This is a genomic window from Rhodococcus maanshanensis NBRC 100610 (assembly GCF_001894865.1).
GTDB lineage: Bacteria > Actinomycetota > Actinomycetes > Mycobacteriales > Mycobacteriaceae > Rhodococcus_G > Rhodococcus_G maanshanensis.
In genome coordinates, this window is record NZ_BCXA01000047.1 from 1 (window position 1) to 17,883 (window position 17,883).

Below are 17,883 nucleotides of genomic sequence, written 5' to 3' on the forward strand. Positions count from 1 at the left end.
TGCTCGGTAACCCACGAATCTTGTGAGTGAGGCCCCGGCCCGCAAGAGCGGTCCACAGCACCCGGCGTCCCTCGATCACGGCCGACCCGCCGGGCGCCGGCCGCGATGTCAACGTGGAGCACGCGCAGCGCAGCGAGCATGAACGACGTTGACATCGACCCCCGCGCCGGCACATCCTCACCAACCGAGGGACGCCGACCGGCCGGAGCGAACTCACGACAACTCGTGTGTCACCCCATACCGTCTAGCGGATCAACAGATCACGCAGACGCTCGGCTGGGGTATCCCAGTCGAGCGTTTTGCGTGGACGGGTGTTGAGTTGGCGAGCGACGTGCTCGAGGACTGCCGGACCATAGACACTCAGGTCAGTGCCCTTCGGGAAGTACTGACGCAGAAGACCATTGTGTTCTCGTTGGTGCCGCGCTGCCAGGGCGAGGCGGGGTTGCAGAAGTAGACGGCATGTCGGTGGCCATCGTGAACTGCTTGTGCCGCAGCGACCCACGTAGGTGCGCGGGTCCGTACTCGGCGACATCCCCAGGGAACACACGGTCGTCGCAACCTCCCAATCGAAAGTGTTGCGACGACCGGCGTGAACCCGCCCCGTCGCCCAAGGCGCGGACTCGCTTTCGCGGGCGGCTTGGCGGTTAGGTTAGGCTCTCCTCATGCGTTCACTCTTTCGTCTCGGCATCGCCGCCCTCGCCGCCACCACCCTTGTCGGCTGCGCCTCCGACACCGCGAGCTCCGACAGCGCCGCGGACGGCGGCGGCGCCTACCCGGTCAGCATCGACAACTCCTTCGGCACCACCACCCTCGAGGCGAGGCCGGACCGGCTCGTCACGATGGGCTGGAACGCCCAGGACGTGCTCTACGCGCTCGGCCTCACCCCCGTCGGCCAGCCGAAGTACGTGTACGGGGCCAACCCGAACGGCGTGATGCCATGGGCCGAGAAGTATTTCGACGCGGACAAGACCACGCTGTTCGACGATCCTCAGGCAGGCGAGCCGTCCATCGAGGCGCTGGCCGCGCTCGCCCCGGACGCGATCCTGGCGCCCTACGAGGGATTCGACAAGGCCTACTACGACAAGCTGAGCCGGCTCGCGCCCACCGTCGCCTACCCGGGCAAGGCCTGGCAGACCACCTGGCAGGACCAGACCAGCATCATCGGCGAGGCCGTCGGCAAGCCGGACGAGGCCGAGGGCCTGATCGACGGGCTGGGGAAGACCCTGGCCGACACCGCATCCCAGCACCCCAAGTTCGCCGGGAAGACCCTCGCGGTGGTGAACTTCGACACCGGTGCGGGCGAGGCCAACGTCTACCTGCCGACGGATCCGCGGGTCCAGGTCCTCACCGAACTCGGCTTCGTCAACGCCCCCGGCGTGGAGAAGCTCGCCGCGGACAACAAGAGCGGCAAGTTCTACCAGGACATCTCGCTGGAGAATGTCCGCGACATCGATGCCGACGTCATCGTTGCCTTCACCGACGGCGCTACCGATCCTCTCGGCAACCCCGCCATCGCCTCGCTCGGAGCGGTCCAGCGCGGCTCGGCCGTGCTCCTGAGCGACCAGCAGGTCATCGCCGGACTGAGCAACGTCAACGTGCTCAGCATTCCCTGGGTGCTCGACAAGATCGTCCCCCAACTGGCGGAGGCCGCGAAGCGCGCCGGCTGAGGCCGCACCCAGGCCAGGCGTACCGGTCTCCGCTCAACTCCCGCATGAGAATGGCTGTCGCAGTGCGAACTCGGGAGGCGGCAGTTGGCCAGACGTAGGGGTGGGTAATGGCACGCGGTGGTGGCTGCACTCACCGCGGCCGCTGCGGTCACATGGCTGGCAGCCGGAGTGACAACAACTACTACGCGGTCGCCATGCAGTTCCGGAGGAGCGACGGTTCGACCTCCCACGGGGTGTGGGGATTGGGCGGCGGCCCAGTTCCCACAGAGGGACAAGCACTGACGGTGATCGCCACCGGCGCACCCCTCGTCAATGTGGACCAATCAGCCTGGGAGCACACCGTCTAGCCAGAGACCGAGATGCACTTTCCAGAGGATGCCAACGCGGTCAAGAAAGCTCGACAATGCCTGTCCTTCGAATCATGACCCCATGAGCGCCGCACCCACACCGGCGGTGGAGGCCGATCACGCAGACCTCAGGTGTACGTAGGAATCGCCGGGAAACCGTCGCCGACCCACCGGAATATTGATGCCAGAACCCACACAATAGAACGTGCGTTCGACTAGATTCGGTACATGGAGCTCAGCGATCTGCTCGACCGACCACAGGACGTGGTCACCTGGCAGATCGACGAACGCGACCTCGTCGCACTGGTACCGGAGTTGTCGACGCGGATCCGCCAACTCGAAGCACTCCGGGTGCGACTGGTCCAGGAGGCCACCTTTCGCGGCGCGATCACCCTGACGGGTGCCTCCTCCGCCGTCAGCTGGCTCGCCGAATCATCAAAACTCACCCCCGCCCACGCCAAACGCGCGATGTCACTCGGCGCCGACCTCGACCGCTTCCCCGACGTGAGATCCTCATTCGAGAACGGCGACATCGACACCGAGCAGGCCCGGTCGATCATCGGACTACTCCTCAAGGTCCCCGACTACACCTCCGACATCAAGAACTCCGGCAACGGCGGAGAATTCGACGACCCCGCCGCCGAATGCGCCGACCAGTGCACCAAATACCTCCTCACCAACGGCGCCAGGGAGAACGCCGAGGACACCCGCAGGCGGGTCGCGGGACTGGCCTCGATGCTCCAACCCGACGACACGACACCACCCGACGACGAAAACGAGAAACTCAACGAGTTCTTCGCCTCCCGCACCGCCGGTGGCCGACTGCGCGTCAAGGGACACTTCGACAAGGCCACCGGCGAGCAACTGATGACCGCCCTGTCCGCACTGTCCAAGCCGGAGCCCGGCCGCAACACCACCAGGGGCGAGCGCGAACCCGACTCCCGTTCCGCACCTCAACGGCGCGCTGACGCGTTCGCGGACATCGTCCGTCACTACCTCGATTCCGGCGCCGCCCCCGGCGAGGGTGGCGAGCGCCCCCACATGACCGTTTTCGTCGGTCTCGGCGACCTCGCACGCACCACCCGCGAGGCAGGCATCGAACCCCAGGACGCCGGCACATCCTTCATCCGCCGCGGCCCCGCCTGGATGCCCTGGCTCGGACCGATCGGCCTACGCCTCGCCGCCACCCTGTCCTGCGACGCCTCGATCACCCCGATCGTGATGGACGACGACGGCAACCCACTCGACGTCGGCCGCACCACCCGCCTCATCCCCCGCCGACTCCGACGCGCCCTCCACGCCCGCGACTGCGGATGCGCCTTCCCCGGATGCGGCCGACCCGCCGCCTGGACCGACGGTCACCACGTCCACCACTGGTCGAATGGCGGCGAAACCAAACTCTCGAACCTGGTACTGCTCTGCAGGTTCCACCACACCCTCATCCACAAAGGCGACTGGCAGGTCCACATCGGCGACGACCAGCATCCGTGGTTCACACCCCCACACTGGATAGACCACGAACGAAAACCCATCCCCGCCCACAACCGAGGTCAGCTCCCACTCGCCTGCTGACCCCACACCGCCGCGGTCACAATGGTGCACGGCACGACCCGAGCCATGTTATCGACCACATCGCACGACCATCGGCGTAGCGTCCACACTGTCCCGGGTGTTGCACGACGCAATGGGGCGTCGACCGCGGGGCGCGCTAGGGGTCAGAGATGGCACAGAGCGACACCGCCTTCGGCGGCACCGGGTCGGGCGCGGCGAAGGCGGACGTCGCCCACGCCGTGATGTTCGCGGCGGCAGCCGCACTCGGCGGCTTCCTCTTCGGCTACGACACCGCGGTCATCAACGGCGCGGTCGGCGCCATCCGTGACCGGTACGACATCGGTGCCGCCGGAACGGGACTCACCGTCTCGCTGACCCTACTCGGGGCCGCGGCAGGCGCGTGGATCGCGGGCGAGTTCGCCGACCGCCTCGGCCGCATCAGGGTGATGCAGGTCGCCGCTGTGCTGTTCATCGTCGGAGCCATCGGGTCCGCATTCCCGTTCAGCGTCTACGACCTCACCGCGTGGCGCGTGCTCGGCGGTGTGGCGGTCGGCTTCGCGTCCGTGATCGCGCCCGCCTACATCGCGGAGATCTCCCCCGCCGCCATCCGGGGCCGCCTCGGGTCCATGTACCAGCTCGCCATCGTCCTCGGCATCGCGATCTCCCAGCTCGTCAACTACGCGCTGTCCGAGTCGGCGGGCGGGGCTAGGGGGAAGCTGGCTGGGGTCGAGGCATGGCAGTGGATGCTCGCGCTCGAGGCGGTCCCGGCCGCGCTCTACCTGATCATGACCTTCACCATCCCCGAGTCGCCGCGGTTCCTGGTCGCCCGCTCGCGCGAGGAGGATGCCCGCAAGATCATCTCGAGGCTGGAGGGCGGCGACCACGACGCGGTCACCGTGCGGATGAACGAGATCCGCGCCTCGCTGAGCGAACACCGGACCAAGACGACGGTCAGGGAGCTGTTCTCGAAGCCGCTCGGAGTGGCACCGTTGGTCTGGATCGGCATCGCGCTCGCCGCGCTGCAGCAGTTCGTCGGGATCAACGTGATCTTCTACTACTCGAGCACGCTGTGGCAGGCGGTCGGCTACGGCGAGGACCGGTCCCTGTTCATCAGCGTCGTCAGCGCGCTGGTCAACATTCTCGGCACCTTCGTCGCGATCGCGGTCATCGACAGGATCGGTCGCAAACCGCTGCTGCTGATCGGCTCGGTCGGCATGGCCATCTCGCTGGCCATCACCGCGGTGTGCTTCCACACCGCCACCATCACCACAGACGCGGACGGCGACTCGGTGGCGACCCTCAGCGACACCAACGGCGCGATCGCCCTGGTGGCGGCCAACGCGTTCGTTTTCTTCTTCGCCTTCTCCTGGGGCCCGGTGGTCTGGGTCCTGATCAGCGAGCTCTTCCCGAACCGGGTCCGCGCCGCCGCGGTCGGCGTCGCCACCGCCGCCAACTGGGTCGCGAACTTCCTTGTCTCCTCGACCTTCCCGACGCTCGCGGACTGGAACCTCTCGCTCACCTACGGCGGGTACGCCGCGATGTCGGCGATCTCGTTCTTCGTCGTCCTGCGGTTCGTCAAGGAGACCCGCGGACGCACCCTGGAGGCGGCCGGCTGATCACCGGCGGCCGCCCGGATTAGCCGACGCCGGGACCAGCGCTACCCAGATCCGAGGACTCTTCCACCTCGGACCGGATACCGACGACCCAGCCGGTGATCTGGCGGGCCAGATCCTGCGCGGTGAGACCGAGCTCCTTGAGGATCTGATCCCGCGACGCATGGTCCAGGAATCGTTGCGGCACACCGACATCCCTCGAGGGCGTGTCAACGCCCGCGGCGCGCAGTGCCGCCGACACGCTGGAGCCGATGCCACCGTGCAGTCCGCTGTCCTCGACCGTGACGACCATGCGGAAGTCCTCGGCGAGCGCGACCAGCGACTCGGGCACCGGCAGCACCCAGCGCGGGTCGACGACCGCGGCACTGATCCCCTGCTGCTCGAGCCGGACGGCCGTCTCGAGCGCCACCTCGGCGAAGGGGCCGACGGCGACGATCAGCACGTCGCCCGTGCGCGCCTCCGGCATGCGCAGCACATCCACCGTGCCGTCGAGTCGCTCGATCGCCGGAATGTCCTCGGCAACAGCGCCCTTCGGGAACCGCAGCGCGGTCGGACCGTCGCTGACCGCGAGCGCCTCGGCGAGTTCCTCGCGCAGCGAAGCCGCATCCCTTGGCGCGGCGACGCGGATGCCCGGCACGATCCCGAGCAACGAGAAGTCCCACATGCCGTTGTGGCTGGCCCCGTCCGGACCGGTGATCCCCGCCCGGTCGAGCACAATCGTCACGGGCTGATCGAGCAGCGCCACATCCATCAGCAGCTGGTCGAAGGCGCGGTTGAGGAAGGTCGAGTACACCGCGACCACCGGGTGCAGCCCGCCGAGCGCGAGGCCGGCCGCGGAGGTGAGCGCGTGCTGCTCGGCGATGCCGACGTCGAACATCCGGTCAGGGAACCGGTCGCCGAAGGCCGCGAGGCCGGTCGGCCCCGGCATCGCCGCGGTGATCGCGACGATGTCCTTGCGGCGCTCGGCCTGGGCGACGAGCTCCTCGGAGAACACCGAGGTCCAGTCCGCCGCGGGCTCGGAGGTCGACCGCCCGGTGAGCGGATCGATGACGCCGGTTGCGTGCATCTGATCGGCAACGTGGTTCTCCGCATGGGCGTAACCCATGCCCTTGCGCGTCACCGCGTGCACGATCACGGGGCCACCGAAGGACTTCGCGCGTCGCATCGCCGACTCGAGCGCGGCCTCGTCGTGGCCGTCGACCGGACCCAGGTACTTGATGCCGAGGTCGGTGAACATGACCTGCGGGCTCACCATGTCCTTGATCCCGGCCTTCATGCCGTGCAGGAGCTGGTACGCGGCGCGCCCGACCCACGGCATCTTCTTGACCATCCGCCTGCTGTTGTCGAGCACCCTCTCGTAGCCGGGCTGCAACCGCAGCGCCGCGAGGTGATCGGCGAGCCCACCGATGGTCGGGGCATAGGAGCGACCGTTGTCGTTGACGACGATGACGACCGAGCGATTGCGGCCGGCCGCGATGTTGTTGAGTGCCTCCCAACACATTCCGCCGGTCAACGCGCCGTCGCCGACCACGGCGACCACGTGCCGGTGCTGCCCGGTCAGCTCGAAGGCCTTCGCAAGACCGTCCGCATAGGACAACGCGGCGGAGGCATGGGAGGACTCGACCCAGTCGTGTTCGCTCTCGGCGCGGCACGGGTAACCGGACAGCCCGCCCTGCTTGCGCAGTGAGTCGAACCGGTCCATCCGGCCGGTGACCATCTTGTGCACGTAGGCCTGATGGCCGGTGTCGAAGATGATCGGATCGGAGGGCGAGTCGAAGACCCTGTGCAGCGCCAAGGTGAGCTCGACGACGCCCAGGTTCGGCCCGAGGTGGCCGCCGGTGGCGGAGACCTTCTGCACGAGGAAATCACGGATCTCCGTGGCGAGCTCCCGCATCTCGGCGGGGCTCAGCGCGCGCAGATCGGTGGGCGCCTGGATTCGAGAAAGGACACCCAACGAGATCGCTCCCTCCAGAGACACAGCAAGAACTGCGTGAACACGGCGTCGACACCGTGCCGACCGACCCAGTCTACGGAGTCCGGATCCGACAACTGCCCGACGTCCCGTCCACCCGCGCGGCGCGACGGCGTTGCCTGCTCATTATGCCGAACTTCGGTGACCGAGGTCACCGCCGTGGACCTAGGCTGAGCCCATGCGCAACGTCGTGGACGGCCTCATCGGGGAAGTGTTCGCACTGTGCCGGGAGAACCGCACCGGAGAACTCGCCGACTACATCCCGGAACTCGCCGCCGTCGCGCCCGACTCGTTCTCCCTGTGCATTGCCACCTCCGACGGCTACGTCTACGAGTCGGGCGACGCACACACCGAGTTCACCATCCAATCCATCTCGAAACCGCTCACCTACGGTCTTGCACTGGCCGATCGCGGCCTGAGCGCCGTCGCCGAGAAGATCGACGTCGAACCGTCCGGGGAGCCGTTCAACGAGATCAGCCTCGACCCCGTCACGGAGCGGCCCCGCAACCCGATGATCAACGCGGGCGCGATCGCGGCCGCCTCGCTGATCGACGGGGACGATCCCGGGCATCGATTCGAGCGGCTGCGCCGGTGCTACTCCCGCTACGCGGGCCGCGAGCTCTCGCTCAACGAGGCGGTCTACCGGTCGGAGGCGCGGACCGGTCACCGCAACCGTGCCATCGGCCACATGCTGCGCTCGTTCGGCATCATCGCGGACGACCCCGACGCGGCCGTCGACCTGTACTTCCGGCAGTGCTCGATCGACGTCACCTGCCGCGACCTCGCGGTGATGGGCGCGACGCTGGCGAACAACGGGGTCAATCCGGTCACCCACGAGCGGGCCCTGGCGCCCGACCTCGTCGAACGGGTGCTCAGCGTGATGACCACCTGCGGGATGTACGACGCCGCGGGCGACTGGGTGACGCAGGTGGGCCTGCCCGCCAAGAGCGGTGTCGGCGGCGGCGTGCTCGCGGTGTTGCCCGGTCAGATCGGGATCGCGGTGTACTCGCCGCGCCTGGACGCCCACGGCAACAGCGTCCGCGGGGTCCAGGCGTGCCGGGAGCTCTCGAAGGAACTCGAACTGCACTTCCTGCACGTGACGCGGGCGGCCAAGTCCGCGGTCAGATCGAGCTACTCGGTCGCGGAGGCACCGTCGAGGCAGCGGCGCGGGCCCGCCGAACGCGACTCGCTCGAGAAGTTCGGGCGCCGCGCGCGGATCTACGAACTGCACGGCGACCTGCTGTTCGCGGGCACCGAGACGGCGGTGCGCGAGATCACCGCGCAGAGCAACGAACTCGAGGCGGTCGCCGTGGACATCCGGCGGGTGGACGACGTCAGCGGGGTCGCGAGCAGGATGCTGTCGGACCTGTACGACGACCTCGGCGCCAAGGGCTGCCAGCTCGCGCTCGTGGACCCCGACGGCCTACTGGGGCACACCACCTCCGGGCTGGTTCCCGCCGCGGGCGGCCGGGTCTTCGTCGATCTCGATGCCGCGCTCGAGTGGTGCGAGGACACCCTCCTGGACCGGCACTGCGCGGGCGCAAGGCTGCCGGAGTCGATCACGCTCGCCCAGCACCCCCTCTTGTCGACGCTCAGCGCCGAGCAGTTCGACAGATTCGCGGGCGAGCTGGAGATCCGGACCATCGGCCAGGGCGAGGTGATCGTGCATCGCGGCGATCCGGCCGCAGGCATCTTCCTGATCCTCGCCGGACGGGTGAGCAACACCCTGCAGGGCGCGGACGGACTCCCCCACCGGATCACCACACTCGCGCCGGGCATGACGTTCGGCGAGATGCCGACGCTGATCGGGGAACGCTTCCTCGGCGACGTGCGCGCCGACACCGATGTTTGCTTGGCTGTGCTGCCGCCGGACCGTTTCGCCCGCCTCGGCGCCGAGGCACCCGGCCTCAAGATTGCGCTTCTCGAACGGTTGGCGGCGGGCGCATATGCCCAGATGGAGGCCGCGATCCGTTCGTTGGCGCCGCGCGGCCGCCTCGGCTGAACCGCCTGCCACCCCGCCGATCCCACCCACGCTGTCGTACCCCGCGCCTACGCTCGAAAACTACGTTGCCGTCGACCGCAGGATCGGAGAAGGTACCCACATGACCTTGAACGCAGGACTCGCGATCGAAACCGAAGGACTGGTCAAACGGTTCGGATCCAACGTCGCGGTCGACGGTGTCGACCTCTCCGTTCCCTCCGGCGGGGTGTACGGCGTCCTCGGCCCCAACGGGGCCGGCAAGACCACCACGATCCGGATGCTCGCGACGCTGCTCGAGATCGACGGCGGCAGCGCAAGGGTGCTCGGGCACGATGTCGCCAGGGAAGCGGACACGGTCCGCAGCAAGGTCGCCTTGACCGGCCAGTTCGCCTCGCTGGACGAGGACCTGTCCGGAACCGAGAACCTGGTGCTGCTCGCCCGGTTGTTCGGCTTCTCGAGGGCCGCCGCCAAGGCCAGGTCCGAACAGCTGCTGACGGCCTTCGACCTCGTCGAGGCAGGCCCGCGCCAGGTGAAGACGTTCTCCGGCGGCATGCGCAGGCGCCTGGACATCGCGGCCAGCATCATCGTCACACCGGAGCTGATCTTCCTCGACGAACCGACCACCGGACTCGATCCGCGCAGTCGCAACCAGGTCTGGGAGATCGTCCGGGCCCTGGTCGCGGGCGGCACCACCGTGCTGCTCACCACCCAGTACCTCGACGAGGCCGACCAGCTCGCCGACCGGGTGGCGGTGATCGACCACGGCAAGGTCATCGCGGAGGGCACAACAGGCGAGCTCAAGGCCTCGGTCGGGTCGGGCGCCCTGCACGTGCGCGTCGCGGATCAGTCGAGGCGGGACGACGCGGCAGTCCTGCTCGGCGACGTCCTCGGCGTCGAGATCAGCAGGGAATCCGATCCGGCCGCCCTGACGGCGCGGATCGACGACCCGCAGCGGGTCGCCCGCGCGCTGCCCGCGCTCGACGAGGCGGGCATCTCGGTGACCACCTTCGCGCTCGGACAGCCGAGCCTCGACGAGGTGTTCCTCGCGCTCACCGGCCGTCCGGCCGAATCGGAAGACGACACGGCATTCGTGAAGGAGACGGCATCATGACATCGACCTCCGTGCAATCACCGTCGGTTGCGCCCGCGGTCAGCGACGTGCTGCAGCTCTCGGGTCCGCGACCGGCGCGGCCGAACGCGCTGTCGACGTCGCTCTCCTTCGGGTGGCGGGCGCTGCTCAAGATCAAGCACGTGCCCGAGCAATTGTTCGACGTCACGATGTTTCCGATCATGTTCACCCTGATGTTCACGTACCTGTTCGGCGGCGCCCTCGCCGGCTCCACCGAGGCGTACGTGCAGTTCCTGATCCCGGGCATCCTGGTGCAGACGGTCGTCATGATCACCATGTACACCGGGTTGACGCTGAACAAGGACATCGAGAAGGGCGTCTTCGACCGGTTCCGGTCCCTGCCGATCTGGCGGCCCGCGCCGCTGGTCGGGGCCCTCTTCGGCGACGTGGTCCGCTACACGATCGCCTCGGTGATCGTGATGGTCCTCGGACTGATCCTCGGTTTCCGACCGCAGGGCGGGGTCGTCGGCGTGGTGGCCTCCATCGCGCTGCTACTGCTGTTCTCGTTCAGCATGTCCTGGGTCTGGACCATGTTCGCGATGCTGATGCGCACCGAGCAGGCGGTGATGGGCGTGTCGATGTTCATCCTGTTCCCGCTCACCTTCGCGAGCAACATCTTCGTCGACCCGTCCACCATGCCCAGCTGGCTCCAGGCCTTCGTGAACGTCAATCCGATCAGCAAGCTGGTGACCGCGATTCGCGGGTTGATGGCGGGCACCGTCGAGCTCGGCGATCTGGCCATCGTGCTCGGCTGGTGTGCCGGTTTCATCCTGATCTTCGGGCCCATCACGATGCGCCTGTACAACCGGAAGTCATGACCGCGCAGATGAAATCGTCCGTCACCGTCCTCGGCCACGGCTCGGCGGCCGCGACTCCCGACATCATGCGGATCACGGTATCGGTGGAGGTTCGCAGCCAGGAGGTCACCGGCGCATTCGAACGGGCTGGGCACACCGCCCGTTCGGTGTCCGAGGCGCTCCGCGAGGCCGGCGTCTCCCCGGCCGACGTCGCCACAACGGGACTGTCCGTGCACGCGGACACCGTGTGGCAGGAGAACCAGGGTCAGCAGGTGGTCGGCTACATCGCGAGCACCACGCTGTCGGTGACGCTGCGCGATCTGTCTACCCCCGGTCAGATCATCGCCGACTGCGTCGGGGCGGGCGGGGACGACGTCCGGCTCGGTGGTCTCGAGCTGGGGATCTCGGATCAGGCCGGGCTGCTGAGTCGGGCCAGGGACGCGGCCTTCGCCGATGCCCTCGCGAAGGCGAGGCAGTACGCGGCGCTCTCGGGGCGCGAACTCGGCAAGGTCGTCGAGGTGTCCGAGGACGTCGACTCGCCGCCGATGCCCCGGCCGATGGTGCGGGCGATGAAGGCGTCTGCCGATGCCATGCCGATCGAACGCGGTGAGACCGAGCTGTCGGCGACGGTGCGGGTGCGCTGGACCCTGATCTGACCCCGAAAAAACGCCCGTGACCTGCATCACCTGTGCCAAAGATCTCGTTCCCAGAGTTTGGGAAGGCGCGGGCCGGTCGGCGACACTGGTGTCGTGATCCCCTACCTCGTTCTCTCCTCGGTACTGATCGCGCTCGTGGGCGTGGTCGCCATCGGCCGCCGGACCAACGGCGGGCAGGCCTTCAATCTCGAGCAGTTCCGCTCGCAGGCACCGTTGGCGGGCGTCCTGCCCGCGGACCATCGCCCGCGCCGCGAGTACCACGATCTGGTGGCGGCATACATCAACGCCGACGTGTACCGGGCGGTCTGAGCCCGGTACGTCCCCTCTGCCGAACACAACAGTGCGGCCCACCCCCGCTGAGGGTGGGCCGCACTGTTGTGTTCGGGACGAGCCCGGCTCCTAGACCTTCTCGTACTCCACGTCCGCCGCGGAGGGCTTGAGGTCGATGGTGGTCCGCAGCGGCTTGTTCGGCAGGAAGATCACCGCGATGACGGTGACCACCGCGACGGCCGCCGCGATCAGGAAGATCCGACCGGTCGCGTCGCCGTAGGCCATCCGGATCACGTCCTGCACGGGCTCCGGCAGTACCTTCAGGTTGAGGTTGCCGCCGCCACCGGGCGTGTGGGTGTCGATGCCGAGCTTCGCGAATCCCTCCGCGGTGAGGTCGGTGACGCGGGTGGCCAGCACCGAGCCGAGCACCGAGACGCCGATCGCGCCGCCGAAGGTCCGGAAGAAGGCGACCACACTGCTGGCGGCACCGATGTTGTGGACGCTCACCGTGTTCTGCACCGCCAGGACGACGTTCTGCATCAGCATGCCGGTGCCGAGGCCGAGCAGCGCGATCATCAGCCCGATCAGCCACATGTGGGTCTCGTGGTCGATGGTGCTCAGCAGCAGGAAGCCGATGAGCTGCAGGATGGAGCCCGCGACGACGAATCCCTTCCACTTGCCGAACTTGGTGATCAGCTGGCCCGAGCCGACGGTGCCGACCAGCATGCCGAACACCATCGGGATCGTCAGCAAACCGGCCTCGGTCGGAGTGTGCCCGCGCGCGGTCTGGAAGTACTGGCCGAGGAACGTGGTGGCACCGAACAGTCCGACGCCCACCGCAACCGAGGAGATGATGGCGAGCGCGGTGGTCCGCTCGGTGACGATCTTGAGCGGGATGATCGGCGAGGCTGCCTTGCTCTCGACGAAGACGGTGGCGATCAGCAGCAGCAGGCCGATGCCCACGAGCACCGCGGACTCGGTCGAGACCCAGTCGTAGTAGGTGGCCTTGCCCGCGAAGGACACCCAGATCAGCAGCACCGAGACGCCCGCCGTCAGCAGGGTCGCGCCGAGCCAGTCGATCTTGACGCCGTCCTTGCGGTCGGTCTCGATGTGCAGTGTCTTCTGCAGCAGGACGAGCGCGATCACGGCGAGGGGGACGCACACGAAGAAGCACCAGCGCCAGCCGAGACCGTCGGCGATGACGCCACCGAGGACAGGGCCACCGGCCATGGACACCGCCATGACCCCACCCATGTATCCGGAGTACCTGCCGCGATCACGCGGCGGGATGATGCTTCCGATGATGGCGACGACGAGCGCGGTCAGCCCGCCCATACCGATGCCCTGGATCACGCGGGCGCCCAACAGGATCGGCACGTTGGGAGCGAACCCGGCGATGACCGAGCCGATCACGAAGATCACGATCGCCGACTGGACCAAGACCTTCTTGTTGTAGAGATCGGCCAGTTTGCCCCAGATCGGCGTCGACGCGGCGGTGGCCAGCAGCGCGGTGGTGATGACCCAGGCGAACTGGGTCTGGCTGCCGTTGAGGTCGCCGATGATCGTCGGCAGGGCGGTGGAGACGATGGTCGAGCTGAGCAGCGCGGTGAACAGCGCCGCGAGCAACCCCGCGAGAACCTCGAGGATCTCGCGGTGCGTCATCAGCACCTCCTCGCCCGGTGGGGCGGCGTGGCGCGTCTGGGATTCGGTTTCGGTCATGTGGGTGTACTCCCCTGGTTCTGAGAATCTGCGTCGGACACGGTTCTCCGTACCGGCGGGGTCATGAAGGTGTGCTTGAGCCGACGGAGCGAGGTCATGGCCTCGTGGGCCTCTTCCTCGCTCCATTCGCCGAGCAGGGTGCGTAGGCGATCGGCCCGGCGTTCTCTGTTCTCCCTCAGGAGCTCCGTCCCGGACTCCGAGAGCCGCACGAGCGAGACCCTTCCGTCCTCCGGATCGGCGTGCCGCTCGACGAACCCGGCGTCCACCAGATCCGCGATCTGACGACTCAACGACGACTGACTGACGCACAGATTGGAGGCGAGCTCCATCTGTCGGCATTGGCCGACGGTCGCGAGCACGTGCAGCACCCCGAGAAGTGCGGGCGGAAGTCCGCTCGTGTCGGCACCGCCGAGGATGTGGCGCAACGCCCTACCGAAGAGAAAGACCTCCTCTACGAGGTCCTCCGCGGTAGCGGTCTGCACGGCCATGGGCTCCCCTGAACAGAGTGATTGATGCTTGCGGTACGCAACTATATATTGGTTGCATTACCCATGCAAGTTAATGTCTGTCATCCCGGGCAGCGGCGACCTCAGTAGAATCGGAAGTGCACACAGTCATGTGCGCATGGATCACCATCACCTCGGGCGGAGGTGAGAACACACAATGTGGCAGGACATGATGAACATGTTCATGGCCTGGATGCATCAGATGGGCTGGCAGATGCCCATGATGCCGATGATGCCCATGATGTGACGCCACCCCGGCAACGGGCCCGTCTGGATGGACCGCGCGCCGTACCCGCTACCGCGTCAGCAGCGCGAGACACTCCACATGATGGGTCATCGGGAAGGCGTCGAAGGCGCGCACCTGCTCGAGCCGGTACCCCTGCGCGAGGTACAGCCCGACATCGCGTCCGAACGCGGCCGGATCGCAGCCGATGTGGATCACCCGGCCGGGGCCCGCGTGCGCGAGCGCCTCGATGACCTCACGGCCGGCACCGGACCGGGGCGGGTCCAGCACCACCGCGCCCACAGGAACCGGCAGCTCCCCCACCACCTTCTCCACCCGGGCCGCACGCAACTGCACCTGCCCGAGATCGGCCAGCGCGCGCCTGCCGTCGTCGACCGCGCCGCGCCCCGACTCGACCGACACCACCTCGCCGTCCGGACCCACCTGCTCGGCCAGCTCGGCGGCGAACACGCCGACCCCGCCGTAGAGATCCCAGGCGATCGAGCCGGGCGCGGCCTCCGCCCACTCGGCGACCACCGACGAATAGGCCTGTGCCGCACCACGATGCGCCTGCCAGAAACCGGTTGCCGACAGCTCCCACTCGCGTCCACCGACCCGCTCCACGGCGCGGCCGCTGCCCTCCACCACGTGCTCGCGGCGTGGACCCGCCTGTGCGGCCCGCCTGGCGGTTGCGCCGCGGCGGCCCGGACTGCGGCGGCCGGTGCTCGAGACCTTCGCGGGCTCGATCTCCACCACGTGCCTGGCGCCGTCGCCGTCCACCGTCACCTGGATCTCCCCGCCCGGCCGCCAATCCCGCTCGGCCAGGCCCTGATACGTGCCCAGTACCGGTTGCGGACACAGCAGGTCGGTGATCACCTGCGAGCTGCGGTAGCCGTGGAAGCCGGCCCTGCCTTCGCGGTCGACCGCAAGCCGGAGCCTGGTTCGCCAGCCGGTGCCGTCGTCGGTGCCCGGCAGCTCCTCGACCTCGACCTCCCGCTCTATGCCTGCGATCCTGCGGAGCTGCTCGGCGACCACCGAGGACTTCATCGCGCGCTGCGCGTCCAGGGTGGCGTGCGAGAAGTCGCAACAGCCGGCCCCGCCCGGCCCGGAGATCGGGCAGCGAGCCGACACTCGCGCCGGTGAGGCCTCCACGATCTCCACCGCGTCCGCGCGGCAGAACGAGCCGCCGCGGTCCTCGGTGATCTCGGCCAGGACCAGCTCACCGGGCAACCCGTGCCGGACGAACACCACCCGGCCCTCGTGCCTGGCGACGCAGAAGCCGCCGTGGCCCGGATTCCCGAGCCGGACCTCGATGCTGCGGCCGTACCAGCTCTCGCTCACCGGCCGTTGTCCTCCGCGGCGTCGAATCCACGCCTGGTACCGCCCGGCACCGCCTGGATCCGTTCGCGCTTGGCCCGTTCCGAGGAACTGAGCTGCCACGGCACGCTCGTGACCATCACGCCCGGCTGGAACAGCAGGCGGCTCTTGAGCCGCAACGCACTCTGGTTGTGCAGGATCTGCTCCCACCAGTGTCCGACCACGTACTCCGGGATGAACACCGTCACGACCTCACGGGGCGAATCGCGCCGCACCCGCCTGACGTAGTCGAGGACCGGCTTGGTGATCTCGCGGTAGGGCGACTCGATCACCTTGAGCGGCACGGTGATATCGCTGTTCTGCCACTCACGGACCAGCGCCCGGGTGTCCGCCTCGTCGACGTTCACCGTGACCGCCTCCAGGGTGTCGGGCCGGGTGGCGCGGGCGTAGGCGATCGCGCGCATCGTCGGCATGTGCAGCTTCGACACCAACACGATCGAATGGGTCCTACTCGGCAGCACGCCGTCCCACTCCTGCTCGTCCAGCTCCGCCGCGACGCTGTCGTAATGCCTGCGGATCGACTTCATCACCACGAAGATCGCGACCATGGCCACGATCGCGATCCAGGCACCCGCCGCGAACTTGGTGATCAGCACGATGATCAGAACGGCACCCGTCATGGCGAGGCCGATGGAGTTGATGACGCGCGAGCGCTTCATGCGCCGCCGCGCCGCCGGGTCGGTCTCGCTCTTGAGGTGCCGGGTCCAGTGCCTGATCATGCCCGTCTGGCTCAGCACGAACGAGACGAACACCCCGACGATGTAGAGCTGGATCAGCTTGGTGACCTCGGCCCCGAAGAAGACGACAAAGGCGATAGCGGCGCCGGACAGGAACAGGATGCCGTTGCTGAAGGCCAATCGGTCTCCGCGCGTGTGCAGCTGCCGGGGCAGGTAGCGGTCCTGCGCGAGGATCGAGCCGAGCACGGGGAATCCGTTGAAGGCGGTGTTCGCCGCGAGCACCAGGATCAGCGCCGTGACGGTCGCGATGAAGTAGAAACCGATCGGGAACCCCGAGAACACCGCCTCGGCGATCTGCGCGATCAGCGTCTTCTGCTGGTAGCCCTCCGGCGCATTGGTGAGCTGCTCGGCCGGGTCGTGTGCGTACACGATCCCGATCTTCTGGGCCAGGGTGATGATGCCCATCAGCAGGACGATCGCGATCGCGCCGAGCAGGAACAGGGTGGTGGCCGCGTTGCGGGACTTGGGCTTCTGGAAGGCGGGCACCCCGTTGCTGATCGCCTCGACCCCGGTCAGCGCCGCGCAACCGGACGAGAACGCGCGGGCGATCAGGAAGGCGAACGCGACACCGTAGAGCTGAGTGTTCTCCGCGTGTAGATCGAATCCTGCCGACTCGGCCTTCACGTCGTCGCCGAGCACGAAGATCCGGAACAGCCCCCACCCGAGCATCAGGAACATGCCGATGATGAAGGCGTACGTGGGAATGGCGAACGCGGTCCCCGACTCTCGGATACCGCGCAGATTGATCGCGGTGAGGATCGCGATGGCCGCGACCGCGAACAGCACCTTGTGGGTGGCGACGAACGGAACCGCGGAACCGATGTTCGAGGCGGCCGAGGAGATCGAGACGGCCACGGTGAGCACGTAATCGACCATCAGCGCGCTGCCGACCGTCAGGCCTGCCGTCGGACCGAGATTCGTGGTGGCCACCTCGTAGTCGCCACCGCCCGAGGGGTACGCGTGCACGTTCTGCCGGTAGCTGGCAACGACGACCGCCATCACCGCGCAGACGGCGAGCCCGATCCAGGGCGTGTACATGTACGCGGAGATGCCCGCCACGGACAGGACGAGGAAGATCTCCTCCGGCGCATAGGCGACCGAGGACATCGCATCGGAGGCGAAGACCGGCAGCGCGATTCGCTTGGGGAGCAGTGTGTGCCCCAGCTTGTCGCTGCGGAACGGTCTACCTACCAGCAGCCGCTTGGCAGCGGTCGAGAGCTTTGACACCGCCAAAGCGTAATCCGTCCGAACCGATCCAGTGCCATCCGCCGTCGACTTCGCCAAATCGCGACGTGCGCGGACACCGCCGAACCGGGGACGGTACCGTTCGAATCGAGG

General features: G+C 67.8%; 13 protein-coding genes and 1 pseudogene. 8 read left to right on the forward strand and 6 right to left on the reverse strand.

Annotated elements, in window-relative coordinates; genetic code table 11:
• Nucleotides 1-244: 244 nt before the first annotated feature.
• A pseudogene (locus RM1_RS20875) lies at nt 245-488 on the reverse strand (IS30 family transposase); the annotation flags it as partial.
• A gap of 174 nt (nt 489-662) precedes the next feature.
• On the opposite strand from RM1_RS20875, the gene RM1_RS20880 reads away from it, so the two are divergent.
• The 3 genes from RM1_RS20880 (at nt 663) to RM1_RS20890 (ending at nt 5,181) form a co-directional block, all read left to right on the forward strand.
• On the forward strand, nt 663-1,667 hold the full coding sequence (locus RM1_RS20880) for an iron-siderophore ABC transporter substrate-binding protein (RefSeq protein ID WP_072753613.1): 1,005 nt from the start codon (nt 663-665) through the stop codon (nt 1,665-1,667).
• Between the two features lie 575 nt (nt 1,668-2,242).
• A complete protein-coding gene (locus tag RM1_RS20885) occupies nt 2,243-3,586 on the forward strand; it encodes an HNH endonuclease signature motif containing protein (RefSeq protein WP_072753614.1) in 1,344 nt (447 codons plus the stop codon).
• A 149-nt stretch (nt 3,587-3,735) separates the two neighbouring features.
• The gene (locus RM1_RS20890) at nt 3,736-5,181 is read left to right on the forward strand and encodes a sugar porter family MFS transporter (protein WP_072753615.1); all 1,446 of its coding nucleotides are present in this window, start codon (nt 3,736-3,738) and stop codon (nt 5,179-5,181) included.
• A gap of 19 nt (nt 5,182-5,200) precedes the next feature.
• Here RM1_RS20890 and dxs read toward each other — a convergent pair whose 3' ends face one another.
• Entirely contained in the window at nt 5,201-7,132 is a 1,932-nt protein-coding gene (gene dxs, locus RM1_RS20895; protein ID WP_072753645.1) for a 1-deoxy-D-xylulose-5-phosphate synthase, read from the reverse strand.
• Between the two features lie 196 nt (nt 7,133-7,328).
• Here dxs and glsA point away from each other — a divergent pair, with 196 nt between their 5' ends.
• From glsA to RM1_RS20920, 5 genes are all read left to right on the forward strand, one after another.
• Nucleotides 7,329-9,152 carry a glutaminase A gene (gene glsA, locus RM1_RS20900; RefSeq protein ID WP_072753616.1) on the forward strand — a complete coding sequence of 608 codons (1,824 nt, stop codon included), beginning with the start codon at nt 7,329-7,331 and terminating at the stop codon, nt 9,150-9,152.
• 100 nt (nt 9,153-9,252) lie between these two features.
• Complete coding sequence (locus RM1_RS20905; protein WP_072753617.1) at nt 9,253-10,242, forward strand: ATP-binding cassette domain-containing protein; 990 nt, start codon at nt 9,253-9,255, stop codon at nt 10,240-10,242.
• Nucleotides 10,239-11,078, forward strand: coding sequence for an ABC transporter permease (locus tag RM1_RS20910; RefSeq protein WP_083576877.1), 840 nt, complete (start codon nt 10,239-10,241; stop codon nt 11,076-11,078). Before RM1_RS20905 ends, RM1_RS20910 begins: the two co-directional genes overlap by 4 nt.
• Nucleotides 11,075-11,713 carry an SIMPL domain-containing protein gene (locus RM1_RS20915; protein ID WP_072753619.1) on the forward strand — a complete coding sequence of 213 codons (639 nt, stop codon included), beginning with the start codon at nt 11,075-11,077 and terminating at the stop codon, nt 11,711-11,713. The genes RM1_RS20910 and RM1_RS20915 overlap by 4 nt, the downstream gene beginning before the upstream one ends.
• A 93-nt stretch (nt 11,714-11,806) precedes the next feature.
• Entirely contained in the window at nt 11,807-12,022 is a 216-nt protein-coding gene (locus RM1_RS20920) for a hypothetical protein (protein WP_027499561.1), read from the forward strand.
• 90 nt (nt 12,023-12,112) lie between these two features.
• Here RM1_RS20920 and RM1_RS20925 read toward each other — a convergent pair whose 3' ends face one another.
• The 4 genes from RM1_RS20925 to RM1_RS20940 form a co-directional block, all read right to left on the reverse strand.
• Nucleotides 12,113-13,645 carry an MDR family MFS transporter gene (locus RM1_RS20925; protein ID WP_092667937.1) on the reverse strand — a complete coding sequence of 511 codons (1,533 nt, stop codon included), beginning with the start codon at nt 13,643-13,645 and terminating at the stop codon, nt 12,113-12,115.
• 53 nt (nt 13,646-13,698) lie between these two features.
• A complete protein-coding gene (locus RM1_RS20930; RefSeq protein WP_072753621.1) occupies nt 13,699-14,190 on the reverse strand; it encodes a MarR family winged helix-turn-helix transcriptional regulator in 492 nt (163 codons plus the stop codon).
• Between the two features lie 313 nt (nt 14,191-14,503).
• Nucleotides 14,504-15,772, reverse strand: a complete 1,269-nt coding sequence (locus RM1_RS20935; protein ID WP_072753622.1) for a class I SAM-dependent RNA methyltransferase — start codon at nt 15,770-15,772, stop codon at nt 14,504-14,506.
• On the reverse strand, nt 15,769-17,772 hold the full coding sequence (locus tag RM1_RS20940) for an APC family permease (protein WP_072753623.1): 2,004 nt from the start codon (nt 17,770-17,772) through the stop codon (nt 15,769-15,771). The genes RM1_RS20935 and RM1_RS20940 overlap by 4 nt, the downstream gene beginning before the upstream one ends.
• Nucleotides 17,773-17,883: the final 111 nt, after the last annotated feature.

Coding starts and splice junctions, on each gene's coding strand:
- RM1_RS20880 (WP_072753613.1), top strand. CDS start 663: ATGCGTTCACTCTTTCGTCTCGGCATCGCCGCCCTCGCCGCCACCACC.
- RM1_RS20885 (WP_072753614.1), top strand. CDS start 2,243: ATGGAGCTCAGCGATCTGCTCGACCGACCACAGGACGTGGTCACCTGG.
- RM1_RS20890 (WP_072753615.1), top strand. CDS start 3,736: ATGGCACAGAGCGACACCGCCTTCGGCGGCACCGGGTCGGGCGCGGCG.
- glsA (WP_072753616.1), top strand. CDS start 7,329: ATGCGCAACGTCGTGGACGGCCTCATCGGGGAAGTGTTCGCACTGTGC.
- RM1_RS20905 (WP_072753617.1), top strand. CDS start 9,253: ATGACCTTGAACGCAGGACTCGCGATCGAAACCGAAGGACTGGTCAAA.
- RM1_RS20910 (WP_083576877.1), top strand. CDS start 10,239: ATGACATCGACCTCCGTGCAATCACCGTCGGTTGCGCCCGCGGTCAGC.
- RM1_RS20915 (WP_072753619.1), top strand. CDS start 11,075: ATGACCGCGCAGATGAAATCGTCCGTCACCGTCCTCGGCCACGGCTCG.
- RM1_RS20925 (WP_092667937.1), bottom strand. CDS start 13,645: ATGACGCACCGCGAGATCCTCGAGGTTCTCGCGGGGTTGCTCGCGGCG.
- RM1_RS20930 (WP_072753621.1), bottom strand. CDS start 14,190: ATGGCCGTGCAGACCGCTACCGCGGAGGACCTCGTAGAGGAGGTCTTT.